12 protein-coding genes are annotated in these 12933 nt (G+C 41.9%); 4 read left to right on the top strand and 8 right to left on the bottom strand.

Annotation, left to right across the window (positions count from 1 at the left end; all coding sequences use genetic code 11):
- Positions 1 to 59: 59 nt before the first annotated feature.
- Positions 60 to 725 carry a peptide-methionine (S)-S-oxide reductase MsrA gene (gene msrA, locus HY841_06930; GenBank protein ID MBI4930478.1) on the top strand — a complete coding sequence of 222 codons (666 nt, stop codon included), beginning with the start codon at positions 60 to 62 and terminating at the stop codon, positions 723 to 725.
- On the opposite strand, the gene lysA is transcribed toward msrA, so the two are convergent.
- The 6 genes from lysA to efp all read right to left on the bottom strand — a co-directional run bounded on the left by lysA (position 722) and on the right by efp (position 6294).
- On the bottom strand, positions 722 to 1909 hold the full coding sequence (gene lysA / locus HY841_06925) for a diaminopimelate decarboxylase (GenBank protein MBI4930477.1): 1188 nt from the start codon (positions 1907 to 1909) through the stop codon (positions 722 to 724). The genes msrA and lysA overlap by 4 nt on opposite strands.
- 56 nt (positions 1910 to 1965) lie before the next feature.
- Entirely contained in the window at positions 1966 to 2397 is a 432-nt protein-coding gene (gene tnpA, locus HY841_06920) for an IS200/IS605 family transposase (GenBank protein MBI4930476.1), read from the bottom strand.
- A 77-nt stretch (positions 2398 to 2474) separates the two neighbouring features.
- A complete protein-coding gene (locus tag HY841_06915) occupies positions 2475 to 3860 on the bottom strand; it encodes an aspartate kinase (GenBank protein ID MBI4930475.1) in 1386 nt (461 codons plus the stop codon).
- Between the two features lie 132 nt (positions 3861 to 3992).
- Complete coding sequence (locus HY841_06910) at positions 3993 to 4139, bottom strand: hypothetical protein (protein MBI4930474.1); 147 nt, start codon at positions 4137 to 4139, stop codon at positions 3993 to 3995.
- Positions 4140 to 4182: 43 nt separating this feature from the next.
- Positions 4183 to 5409, bottom strand: coding sequence for an HlyC/CorC family transporter (locus HY841_06905; GenBank protein ID MBI4930473.1), 1227 nt, complete (start codon positions 5407 to 5409; stop codon positions 4183 to 4185).
- A 324-nt stretch (positions 5410 to 5733) separates the two neighbouring features.
- The gene (gene efp / locus HY841_06900; protein ID MBI4930472.1) at positions 5734 to 6294 is read right to left on the bottom strand and encodes an elongation factor P; all 561 of its coding nucleotides are present in this window, start codon (positions 6292 to 6294) and stop codon (positions 5734 to 5736) included.
- A 152-nt stretch (positions 6295 to 6446) separates the two neighbouring features.
- Between efp and HY841_06895 the strand changes: the two genes are divergently transcribed.
- The 3 genes from HY841_06895 (at position 6447) to HY841_06885 (ending at position 9583) form a co-directional block, all read left to right on the top strand.
- On the top strand, positions 6447 to 7184 hold the full coding sequence (locus tag HY841_06895; protein ID MBI4930471.1) for a TerB family tellurite resistance protein: 738 nt from the start codon (positions 6447 to 6449) through the stop codon (positions 7182 to 7184).
- Between the two features lie 133 nt (positions 7185 to 7317).
- Positions 7318 to 8523 carry a hypothetical protein gene (locus HY841_06890; protein ID MBI4930470.1) on the top strand — a complete coding sequence of 402 codons (1206 nt, stop codon included), beginning with the start codon at positions 7318 to 7320 and terminating at the stop codon, positions 8521 to 8523.
- Positions 8435 to 9583 carry a hypothetical protein gene (locus HY841_06885; protein MBI4930469.1) on the top strand — a complete coding sequence of 383 codons (1149 nt, stop codon included), beginning with the start codon at positions 8435 to 8437 and terminating at the stop codon, positions 9581 to 9583. The genes HY841_06890 and HY841_06885 overlap by 89 nt, the downstream gene beginning before the upstream one ends.
- Positions 9584 to 9673: 90 nt before the next feature.
- On the opposite strand, the gene HY841_06880 is transcribed toward HY841_06885, so the two are convergent.
- Both HY841_06880 and HY841_06875 read right to left on the bottom strand, forming a co-directional pair.
- The gene (locus tag HY841_06880; GenBank protein MBI4930468.1) at positions 9674 to 10549 is read right to left on the bottom strand and encodes an SDR family oxidoreductase; all 876 of its coding nucleotides are present in this window, start codon (positions 10547 to 10549) and stop codon (positions 9674 to 9676) included.
- A gap of 101 nt (positions 10550 to 10650) precedes the next feature.
- Complete coding sequence (locus HY841_06875) at positions 10651 to 12915, bottom strand: TonB-dependent receptor (GenBank protein MBI4930467.1); 2265 nt, start codon at positions 12913 to 12915, stop codon at positions 10651 to 10653.
- Between the last annotated feature and the right edge of the window lie 18 nt (positions 12916 to 12933).

Here is a 12933-nt window from a genome sequence, read left to right as displayed (position 1 = left end):
TTTTCTCTGAATAGAAAGTAATAACTATTGAAAACATTTCTACCTTTAAAATTCAATTTATGAAATCAAATTTTTTTAACGCAGTGATGGGAATCATTTCTCTTACTTCCTGCGTGCAGAATCAAAATAAAGAAGTACCAACTATGGAAACAAAAACTGATTCAACAACTACCGCTAAATCTCAAGCTTCAAATCTTGACACCGCAACATTCGGTGCCGGATGTTTCTGGTGTGTGGAAGCGCAATTTCAGATGCTTGACGGTGTGGTGAAAGTGGAGTCAGGATTTTCTGGTGGAAGCATTAAGAATCCTTCTTATAAAGAAGTCTGCAACGGAAATACCGGACATGCTGAGGTTTGCAATATTGTTTTTGATTCGAAAAAAATTTCTTACGAAGAAATGCTGTACGCTTTTTGGCAAACGCATGACCCTACGCAATTGAACAGGCAGGGTAACGATATCGGCACACAGTACCGTTCTGCAATTTTTTATCACAACGAAAATCAGAAAAAACTTGCCGAACTCTACAAGAAAAAACTGAACGATGAAAAGGTTTATAATTCTCCTGTAGTAACAGAAATTTCACCATTCACTGTTTTTTACAAAGCTGAAGATTATCATTCAAACTATTACAATAATAACGGTGAAGAATCTTACTGCCAGTTTGTGATAAAACCCAAAGTGGAAAAGTTTCAGAAAGTTTTCAAAGGAAAGCTGAAACACTAATAAAATGCCTTCACCTTCTCTCTTAAATTATATTGCGAAGCCATTACTTCACCGTACGCGCCAGTTGTACGGATAGCAACTAAATCCCCACGCTTTGTTTCAGGAAGCATTACCGCTTTGCCAAAACAGTCGGATGATTCGCAGATGGGACCCACCACATCATATTTCATTAGTGCGGAGTGTGGAGTGTGGAGTTCGGAGGAGTTGGCTGTTGCTCCCAACTCCGAACCCCCAACTCCTAACTTCTGTATTTTGTGATACGATTGATACAGTGCAGGACGAATCAATTCTGTCATTCCTGCATCAAGAATTACAAAACTTGTGCTCACTCCTTTTTTTACATAGAGCACTTTTGAAATCAAGCTTCCGCATTGTGCCACAATGGCTCTGCCGATTTCAAAATGGAGAATTTGTTTCGGGCGTAGTTCTAAAAATTGTTTGAACAAGCCAAAGTAAGAAGAAAAATCAGGTATTGAATTTTTGTCGGGGTAGTGGTAATCCACACCTAGACCGCCTCCGACATTTATATGTTCCAATGAAACCTTGTGACTCACAAACCAACTCTGAATTTCATTCGCGCGCAAGCAAAGTGATTTGAATGCGCTCAAATCCGTAATCTGCGACCCGATGTGAAAATGAATTCCTGAAATTTTTATATTCTTCAGTTGCTGTGTTCTCTTCACCACTTCTTCCAGTTCCCAGATATTAATTCCGAATTTATTTTCTTCCAATCCTGTAGTAATGTATTTATGCGTATTCGCGTTCACATTCGGATTTATGCGGAAAGCGATTTGCGCGATTTTGCTTTTTTTCTTCGCAAGTTCATTTATTACTTCAATCTCCTGCAAACTTTCACAATTGAAACAAGTAATGTTGCAATCCAGTGCGGTATTTATTTCTTCATCGCTTTTTCCGACTCCTGCAAAAAATATTTTTTCAAACTTGTGTTCGCTGGCTTTCTTCACCTCATTTCCGCTCACGCAGTCTGCACCTAATCCTGATTTTTTAATCACAGAAAGTATTTCATCATTCGCATTTGCTTTGAGAGCGTAATGAATGTGGTAGCTATATTTCTCCGATTCTTTTTTCAGTGCTTCAATGGTACGATTCAGCAAATCCAAATCATAATAATAAAATGGAGTAGGAGTGCTCTGGAATTTTTGTATGGTTTCTTTGCTGAACATTTTGTTTTAACTCCGCACTTAAGTGTGGAGTATATCATAATCGTATTAAAAGGGCTTTAGCCATGATTTATAAATTCATATTTCTGCATAAAATTTTCATACTCCTGCATGAATGTAATTTTTGCATGATGTTGTTCCTGATTTTTTATGTAATCTCTGACTTTGTCAATCAAAGATTCGCTGACGGAAACAGCGAAGTATTCGTCTGCCCACTCTAATTTTGCTTCTGTTAATTTATTTTTGTTTGCCCAGAATGCTGATTCGCCTTTAAGCAATTGAATTGCTTTTGAAATGCTCATTTCGGCATTCAATGCAAGCAAACAATGAACATGGTCAAGATGTCCATTAATAAAATCAATATAGATTTCTTTTTCCTTTGCATTTTCTCTTATGTGCTGAAACAATTTCATTCGAATCTCTTTCGAAAGAACAGGAGTACGGTTTTTAGTACCCCATACTGCATGCACCCATATTTTTACAAATGACATTCTCGTTTTCAATTCAGGGCTAAAGCCCTTTTTGTTTTCCGTTTTTATCCCCCATGCTGAAGCATGGGGTTAATACATTATAAGTTGAACAATCCTTTATTAAGCGCAACCAGCGCATCCTTTTTATATTTTGATTCCACCAGCACCGAAACATTGTTCTCGCTGCCGCCATACGAAATCATTCTCAGAGGAATAGTTGATAGCGCAGCAAAAATTTTTACTGCTACACCTTGTTTTTCTGCAGTGAAACTTCCTACAATGCAAATAATAGTTTGGTCTTTATCTGTTTCAACAGAACAAAATTCTTTCAGCTCTTTCAGAATAGCTTCTAAGTTTTTGTCGTTATCAATTGTAACCGATACTGCTACCTCCGAAGTAGTAATCATATCGATCGGAGTTTTGTAGCGCTCAAAAATTTCAAATACGCTTCTCAGGAACCCATAAGCTAAAAGCATTCGAGCAGATTTAATATTGATGGCGATGATTCCGTCTTTGGCTGCAACTGCCGTGATTCTATCGCCCGGGGATTTTTTTGTTATGACCGTTCCTTTTGCATTTGGTTCCATTGTGTTCAGCAATCGAACAGGAACATTCCTCTTCTTTGCAGGAATTACGCAGGTAGGATGAAGAATCTTCGCTCCAAAATATGCAAGCTCTGCCGCTTCTTCAAATGACAAATCAGTGACGGGAAAAGTTTTGTCAACAATGCGTGGGTCATTGTTGTGCATGCCGTCAATATCTGTCCAGATTTGAATTTCTTCCGCAGTAAGTGCTGCACCGATGAGCGTTGCAGTGTAATCGCTTCCGCCACGTTTCAGATTATCAATTTCTCCGAATGCATTTCGGCAGATATATCCCTGTGTGATAAATAAGAGCCCCTCCCCAACCCTCCCCGTTAGGGAGGGAGTATTTTCTGAAGTCCTCCCCGATGGGGAGGATTTAGGTAGGGCTTGGTATTTCTTTAATTCCGCTTTTAAGTTCTCTTCAATGTATTTCAGATCCGGTTCATCGTTCTCGTCAATACGCATAAAGTTGAGTGCAGGAAGCAGAACAGAATCAACCCCGATTTCTTCCAGATAAAAATGTTCCATAGCGGTGGAAAGAAGTTCACCCTGCGCGAGAATGGCTTTTTCCTCATTCGCGGTGAACATATCCAGCGTGAAAGAGCGGATAAACTCAAAATGATTCTTTACTAGCTCTTTTCCTTTGTTAAGCGAAGATTCTTTTGAATAAAGTTCTTTCAGAACTAATTCGTATTTTTTTTCCAGTGCGTCAATGAGCTGCTTTGCTTTGTTGTTTTCTCTTTCGTAAAGTGCATTTGCGATTTCAACCAATGCATTGGTGGTTCCGCTCATGGCAGAAAGAACAACAATCTTTGGCTCATCATTCACGATAAGCTGAACAAGATTTTTCATCCGTTCTGCCGATCCAAGCGATGTCCCACCGAATTTTAAAACTTTCATTTTTCGAATAACGAATTAAGGTTTGCGAATATACGAATGAAGGTAAATTGTCAGTCTGAGCAAAGCGAAGAATCTTCTTATAATTTCTGCTTCACTTGAGGAGACTGCTCGCTTTGGTCGAAATCACAATTTTTACATCGGTCCCATCGGTGTCATGATGGCTTTTTTTCCATTGCATTTTCTGTGAGTGTGACAGGAAGAAAATACAAGACAAGTAATCAGGAAAGAAAAGCAGAGAATTATTCTTAGATTCTTTTTAGGAGGAAGTAATTTTAACATAGGTCTGCTGTTTGGAATGAAAAGATTGTTTTGGAAAAATATTTTAGTCGAGAATTTTCACTTGAACCTGTTCAATCATAGTATCTGAAGTACTGATGATTTTGAAAACATACGGACTTATCACCACAATCTCATTATTTTTCGGAAGGCTCTGACGGATGTGAAGAATTAATCCTGCAAGTGTAGTGTATTCATCCGATTGCGGTAAACTCAACTTGTATTTTTCATTCAGGAAATCAATTTCGTGCCGGCCTGAAAAAACAAATTCATTCTCGGATATTTGCTTCTCCACCATTTCATCTTTGTCGTGCTCGTCCTCGATCTCTCCGAAAATTTCTTCAATGATATCTTCCATCGTGAGCATGCCCGATGTTCCCCCAAACTCATCTACCACCAGCGCAACGCTCTTGTGTTGTTGAATGAAAAGCGTGAGCACTTCGTTTGCTGACATGGATTCGGGAACAATTATCACAGGAAGAAGCACCGATAAAATGTTTTCCGGCTTCTTGAAGATTTCATACGAGTGTGTATAGCCGATGATATTATCCACGCTGTCGCGGAAGACAAGAATTTTTGAGAGGCGGGTTTCAATAAAAGTTTTTTTAAGTTCTTCCACCGAATCTTCCACATTCACTGCAACGATTTCTGTTCTTGGAATCATGCAGTCGCGGGCTTTTACTTTTGAAAAACCCATGGCGCGTTTAAATATCTTCACTTCGTTTTCTAATTCCTTCCTCTCCACGTTTGGCGAAGTGCTTTCCTGAATGTAATGGTGCAGGTCAATTCTTCCGAAGGCAAGTTTCTTCTCGGGGAATTTTGTTCCGAGAAAAAAAGTAAGAATGAAACGAGCGATTTTATTGGTGATGAAAACGATCGGGAACAAAGCCAGATAAACGAGCATTAGTGGAACGGCAAACACGGAAAGCGTTCGGTTTGGATTTATTCTGAAAAGGTTTTTGGGGAGAAACTCAGCCGTGACAAGAATAAAAATTGTGGAGAGAACGGTTGTTAGCAGAAGAATTAATATCGGAGACTGAATGTATTGTATCAAATGCGGTTGGAGAATCTGAGCCATGAAGATACTGAACACTACGAGTGAAATGCAATTTCCTACCAACATGGTACTGATGTAATGCGAAGAATTTTTTATGAAGTAAGAGAGAATCTGTGCAGGAAAAATATTTCGCTTGCTCATTAATTCAATCCGTAATTTGTTGGCGGTGAGAAAAGCGATTTCAAGTCCTGAAAAAAATGCAGAGAGGACTAGCATTACTAAAACTATAATCCAAGGAGTGGTCATCAATGCAAAGATAAAAGTAAATAGACCTCACCCCCAAACCCTCTCCTAAAACAGGAGAGGGGAGTTTGTGTGGTGGCGCAATTGCCCCCGTCCTAAAGGTCGGGGCTATTAACATTTTCCCCTACGGGGAAGCACAGCCATAAAATTTTGCATTTGTATTTTCTTCGCTCCGCAGGAGCGATATGTTAATAGAAATACATTCCGAAAAAATATTTAAACTCCGTAGGAGTGACATGTGGCTGTTGCGCGAACGATTGAAGCGGAAAGCGTGACCCGAAGGGACGCGCCCAAAAATTATTTTACCCTCTCCACATATTCGCTCGTGCGTGTGTCAATGCGGATTTTGTCACCTTGATTCACGAACAAAGGAACGTTAACCGTTGCGCCTGTTTCAACCGTGGCAGGTTTCATTGCGTTGGTGGCGGTGTTGCCTTTCACTCCGGGTTCGGTGTGAGTGATTTCCACTTCAACAAAAGTGGGTGGTTCGGCATAAATGGCAATATCGCTTTCAATTCCGATTTTCACTTCCATGTTCTCTTTCAGAAACTTTGTGCCTTCACCGAAAAGCATTTTCGGAACATAAATCTGTTCAAACGTAATCGGATCCATGCAAACAAGCGTTTCACCTTCGGGATAGAGGTATTGCATCATTTTATATTCGAGGCGCGCGATCTCAAGTTGTTCGCCAGAACGGTAGCGCTGGTCAAGTGTTTTTCCTGTGCGGAGGTTGCGCATTCTTACCTGAACGAACGCACGTTTATTTCCCGGTGTGCGGTGCTGTAATTCGGTTATCTGGCAAAGGTCTCCGTTGTAGCGGATCACCGAGCCGAGGCTGATGTCTTGTGTGGTATCCATTTGAATTTTTTATTTACTGTTAAACCTGTTGAAAATTTTCCTACGGGTAAAAGGGACGCAAAGATAATTTAATTTACCATAGTGAGAAAAGGAGTTTCGTACATTCGCTTTCTCCCGAAGGAACTCCTTTGGAGCTTATTTACAGACTGAAAATGGCTTTTGGAAAATGGTTAGGTGGAGGACTCGGTTGGGCGCTTGGCGGACCCATAGGAGCGCTCATTGGATTTGGACTCGGCTCCTTGCTGGATGAAAGCGAAGTAACCGTTACGCGCGGAAGAACAACCACTTCATCATCCTATGCTTCCGCCACCGTGAATGATTTCACCGCTTCCCTTCTTGTGCTTTCAGGCGCAGTGATGAAAAGCGATGGCGCTGTAATGAAATCAGAGTTGGAGTTTGTTAGAAGGTTTTTCGTCCGGCAGTTCGGAGAAGCAAAAGCAAATGCCGACATGCTTCTGCTCAAAGAAATTCTCAAGCGCGATATTGATATTCGCGAAGTGTGCGCACAGATAAAACAGTTCATGCCCATTGCTTCGCGCCTGCAGCTCATTCATTATCTCTACGGACTTTCCAACGCTGACGGAACCATTCACCCTGCCGAAATTTCTACCATCGAACAGATTGCCTATTACATGGGAATTAATTCTGCCGACATGCATTCCATCAAGGCGATGTATTACCGCGATGCAACCAGCGATTACAAAATTCTTGAAACGGATGAAAAGGCAACCGATGAAGAAATAAAAAAGGCATACCGCAAGATGGCGCTCAAGTTTCATCCCGATAAAGTGGCACAGGAAGGCGAAGAAGTTCAGCGCTCGGCAACCGAAAAATTTAAAAAGGTGCAGGAAGCCTATGAGAATATTAAGAAGAAGCGGGGATTGAATTAAAACCCCATCGAAGTACGAACAAAAATTCACGAACATACGAAGAGCGAATAATACATTCGTTCGTAGTTCGTAACGATTTGTACTTCGTTGGAATTTTATTAAATAGAATTACATTTGTCCGTTAGAAAGAATTATGTCAATAGAAATAAAGCAAGTTAAATCAAAGAGTGACGCAAAGCAGTTTGTAAATCTTCCGTTTGACATTTACAAAGGCAATAAATTTTGGGTTCCTCCATTGAAGGCAGGAGAAATGAAATCGCTTTTCGCGGAAACAAATCCTGCGTTTGATTTCTGCAAGGCAAAGTTCTGGTTAGCCTATAAGAACGGCAAGTGCGTTGGAAGGATCGGAGCCATCATCAATGAAGAGTACAATAAAAAGACAGACGAAAAGATGGCGCGCTTCTCGCGCTTGGAATTCTTTGATGGTTCGACTCCGCTCACCACAGGTTCTCCAGAAGTAATCGCAAAGCTTATTTCCACTGTTGAAGCATGGGCAAAAGAAAACGGAGCCATCGGCATTCACGGTCCGCTTGGCTTTGCGAATTTAGATACGCAGGGAATGTTGGTGGAAGGTTTTAACCATCTGCAATCTATCGGTTCGGTGTATCATCATGAATATTATCACCGGCACTTAGAAAAACTCGGCTACGTAAAAGAAATTGACTGGCTCGAGTTCCGCCTCACTGTCAACCCGAGAATCGTGGATAAAGTAACCCGCGGTGCTGCACTGATTCAGAAACGCTACGGCATAGAAGTGCTTCATTTTAAAACAATGAATGAACTGCTTCCGCATTCCGATACTATTTTCAAGATACTTAATGACGCGTTCAGCGAACTCCCGTTCGTTTCAGAGTTTTCTCCTAAGATGATGGCGTTCTACAAAGAGAAATATATCAAGCTTCTCAATCCTGAATTTGTAAAGATGGTAATAGCCCCTCCCCCCAAAGGGGGGAGCACAGGAAAAGCATCCGCAAGTTTCCCCCTTTCGGGGGGATTAAGGGGGGCTTTGGTTGGATTCATCGTAGGTCTTCCTTCTTTATCCGAAGCCATGCAAAAAGCAAACGGAAAACTTTTCCCGTTCGGTTTTTTGCACATCCTCAAGGCACGCAAAGGCAAGGATGTGATGGACCAACTGCTCACAGGCGTGAAAAAAGAAGTGATGTACACAGGCGCGGGTGTGGTTCTCATGGCAGAGATACAGAAAGAAATGGTGAGCAAGGGGATGAAGCACATAGAGACCACCGGCATTTTTGAAACCAACCTCAACGCCATTTCCAACTGGAAGAGTTACGAGCATATTCAGCACAAGCGTAAGCGGTGTTACCGAAAAATGTTTTGATGTTTGTCCCCCACTTTTACAATCCTATTCTTATTTTAATGCATTTTCGAGAAGTGCAATCTCCATTCACTGGACTTATTCAAAAAATTATCTTTGTTATGTGAAAGCAAAACTTCTTCTTTTCCTTTTTGCCTGTTGCCTCTTGCCTGCTGCCAGCTGTTTTTCGCAATGGACAAAGAAAAAAGATTTTCCGGGCTCTTCGCGGTTTTTTGCCGTGAGCTTTTCAATAGGCAACAAAGGATATTACGGAATGGGGCAAAAACAAATTGAGGTTTTTACTTACAAAGTATACAATGACTTTTGGGAGTATGACGCGGAAGAAAACACCTGGACTCAGAAAGCGGAATTCCCGAATGGCGGGCGATTGGGCGCCAAGGGTTTTTCCCTGAACGGCAAAGGATATGTTGGCTATGGTTATTTCATTATGCCGTATGGAGCCAACGCAGGAGGCAATGATTACAAGCCGGACCTGTATGAGTTTGACCCTTTGGCAAACACCTGGTCGAAAAGGAACGATAACTATTTAGCCGACCGCGATATTTGTTTTGTGCTTCACCCCGCAGGAGATTCATCCAACGGGGTAAACGATACTGCCTGGAGTGTGAATGCTGAATACAGGGTTTTAAAAAAGTATAATCCTTTAACCGATACATGGACTGAGAGCGAATGGGGAAAGAAGGCGCTTGCTCCCGGTTACTCTGACATTAACGGGAGCAATATTGATTTTTCTGCGGGAGGAAGGGAATTCATCATTACTTCCATCTATAAGAAAAGGGTTTGCATCAACCAGCTATGGGAATTTAATCCGCGCACTCTTGAATGGATAAATAAGAATGACCTTCCTATTGCCGGAAACGACACGTTGTGTGCGTTTTCTGTTGGTGGGAAAGGATATGTTATTCGCGGAAAAAATAATTTGCTTGAATACAATCCGTCTTCTGACTCATGGACAGAGAAAAAAGATTCTCAATTGCCATCAAAATATTTTTCTCCTGCGTTTGTCCTTCAGGGAAAATGTTATTTCTTCTGCCTGCATGAGGTGTGGGAGTTTACCCCGTAGAAATAGTTTTTTGTTCAACGGGGTTTGTGCCGTGAGTGTGTTTGTCCCCCTCCCGATGCTACGATCGGGACAGGTCTGGAGGGGGCGGTTCTACGAAGATTTTCCTTTGCGTGTAAGCTGTTCAATGGTATCCCACATCTCTTTGGGAACCATATCGAGCGCGTTGAATTGCCCTGCGCCTTTGAGCCATTGCCCCGCATCAATCACAATATTTTCTCCGGTGATGTACGAGGAGAAATCAGAAACAAGAAAAGAGCATAGGTTGGCGAGTTCCTGATGTTCGCCCATTCTGCCGAGCGCGGTGGTATTTGCCGGGTCAAACTTTTTAAACATTTCTCCCGGCATTAAGCGAGACCACGCTCCTTCAGAAGGAAATGGTCCGGGTGTAACTGCATTCAAACGAATTCCAAATTTTCCCCATTCCACTGCGAGCGATTGCGTGAGCGCAAGCACTCCTGCTTTTCCGCAGGCGGAAGGCACTACATATCCTGAACCCGTGAATGCATACGCGGCAAGTGTGCTGAGAACGTTTCCTTTTATTTTTTCTTTTATCCAGTATTTTCCGGCAGCGAGCGCGCAGTTGTAAGAACCTTTGAGAACAATATCAACTACAGTATCAAATGCGCGGTGAGATAATCTTTCCGTGGGGCTGATGAAATTTCCTGCGGCATTATTCACAAGCACATTAAAGCTTCCGAATTTTTCAATTACAGTTTTCATCATCGCTTCCACTTCTTCGTAATTGCGCACATCGCATTTTACTGGAAGAATTTCTCCGCCTGTTTCTTTTGCAAGTTCCTCGGCAGTTTTTTTTAGCACATCTTCTTTTCTGCTGGCGATGGCAACCTTTGCTCCCAGCTGGAGAAAACATTTCACCATTGATTTTCCAAGTCCTGTTCCTCCTCCAGTAACAATGATGATTTTGTCTTTGAGGGAATTTGGGTTGAGCATGAGTTCGTTGTACATATACAAATGTAAAATAAAAAAGCCCCTCCTAAATCCTCCCCATTGGGGAGGACTTGCATTACTTTCTCCCTCCCTAATGGGGAGGGAAGGGGTGGGGCTTCTTATAGTTTGGCTCTTATCGCAAAAATGAAATTTCTTCCGGGAGCGCTCACGCCTGAAGCAAAAGTGCGATAGTGCATGTCGAGGATATTATCCATTCCAACGATGATTTTCATGTGCGGATTTATTTCGAACGCAGTTTTAAAATTGAGTGTGTACCATGCCGGCATTCCATAAGCGGTTGCTTGTGCCAGATTATCTTCTCCGCTCGGACTGTAATCTTCGAGGCGCTTCCATCCGTTGTATCGAACGTTAAATTCAGTTTCAATTCTTTTATAGTGATATATTAATGTGGTCTGCCCGAACACAGGCGGAATGTGATCCATCGGAACAAGCGTATCGTTTGCTTTGTCTTTATACATTCCGTATGTGTAATTTATCGAACTCTTCAGAGAAAAATTTTCATCAAAGTCTGCCATGAAGTTTGCAGAAAATCCTTGTATGTATGCTTCATCTGCGTTTTGTGCCGACTGCACTTTGCTCATCACGCCATCGTACAAAACAGAATCGGCTCCGTTAAACTTATCGTCTTTCACCACGATAGCATTTTGAAGAAGCGTGTAGAAATAAACTGCTTCCATTTTTACTTTCCCGCTGAAGTTTTTTGAAATCCCCGCTTCACTGCTGTAAGCGAACTCGGGTTTCAGAACGGGATTCGGAACAATGAGTTGTCCCTGAGCAGACTCATTCACTTTTCCCATGTCATCCACATTTGGCGCGCGGAACCCGCTTGAGCCAAGGAGAGTGAATCTCCATCCGAATCCCGGCATGGCAACGAAACCAATATTCCCATTAAGAGCATTGTTTTTTTGTTCAATGGAAGAAAACGGGAAATGAAAAAGTGAGGTGTCTTTCCACTGCGATTTCAAATCAACATAGTTAAACCGAATGCCATCGGTGAGAATATATTTTTCATTTATCTCCCAGCTGTGAGAAAGATACATGGCGGAAGTCATCATTGTGCTTCCTCCATCGGGATAGCGAGGTGCGGTAGCGGTTTCAACTTTTGTAAAAATATCCGTCATCGTGGCGGAGGACTGCACATCGTTGTAAGTTCCTTCAATGCCGTAATGCAGTTCGTGTTTTTCTTTTATCCCGTTGGAAGAAGTTCCTACGGGATTTATCTCTTTTCTGAAATCAATGTTCGCGGAATAAACGCCCACATTTTCCAGCTGGTCTTTCTCGCTCGTCTTTTTATATTTTCTGCTCACGCGTTCTTGCTCAATATTCTGCCAGGCAAGAATGATGTTCATGTCATTAAAAAATTTTCCTTCCGAAAGAATTTTTGTTTTCAGAGAAGCGAGAATTCTTTTCTGCGGACCGTAATGCCATTTTGCATACACGGGTTCCGCGTTGGGCTGAAACTGCTGAAGGCGATCATAGCGCGGAATGTCAGATGAATTGGAATACTGAAAATTCACAAGATGAGAAACACTGCTGTTTTGCCGGAAAAGAATTTTCTGCATCACGTCAAATTGTTTGTATCCTGAAAACCGCTGAACATTCGGGTCAGAGTTTCTGATGAGCGTATCCAGACTGTCCAATTGCACCACATAATAATTGCACTTGCCGAATGGCTTGTCAAATGGCGGACGGACACTTCCGCTTCTTAAATCAGAAAAATCACTCGAAGTTATGCCGGTGAGGAAAGCAACTTTTTTGTATCCAAGATTCAAATTGATATGTGCGGTGTTTTCCCTGTTCGCACTTGAATAGCGAAGCCCGATATTTATTTTCGTATTCACGCCAGAAGTATCTCCTCCGAAGGAGTCCTTGCGGACGAGTTCAGGATTTTTTGTGTAGAAGTGCATCACGCCTCCCAGTGCATCGCTCCCGTACATCACGGAAGCTGGACCAAAAAGAACTTCCGTTCTATCGAGCATCATGTTGTCAACGGTGATTACGTCCTGCAAATGCCCAGCGCGGTAAATAGCATTGTTCATTCGTATTCCGTCAATTACAATTAAAACTCTGTTCGCTTCAAAACCCCTCAGCACCGGACTTCCTCCGCCTGCCTGACTTTTCTGCACGAAAACATTTCCCGTGCTCTGAAGCATATCAGCTGATGTCTGCGGATTATTGAACTCTACATCCCTACTTTTAATGATTTCGATCGTTTGCGGTATGTCAGATTTTTTTTCTTCTGATTTATTTGCCGAAATCACCATTTCATTCAACTGAATGACTTTATTGATGGTATCGTTGTCTTGCGCAAAAACATTCATGAAAATAAATGCTGATGAGAATAACATTGTAATCTTTTTCATAATAAGAATTTAACGAGT

Source organism: Bacteroidota bacterium, assembly GCA_016213405.1.
Lineage (GTDB): Bacteria > Bacteroidota > Bacteroidia > Palsa-948 > Palsa-948 > Palsa-948.
The sequence above is the reverse complement of the archived record's forward strand: the minus strand, read 5'-3'. Positions and strand labels throughout refer to the sequence as shown.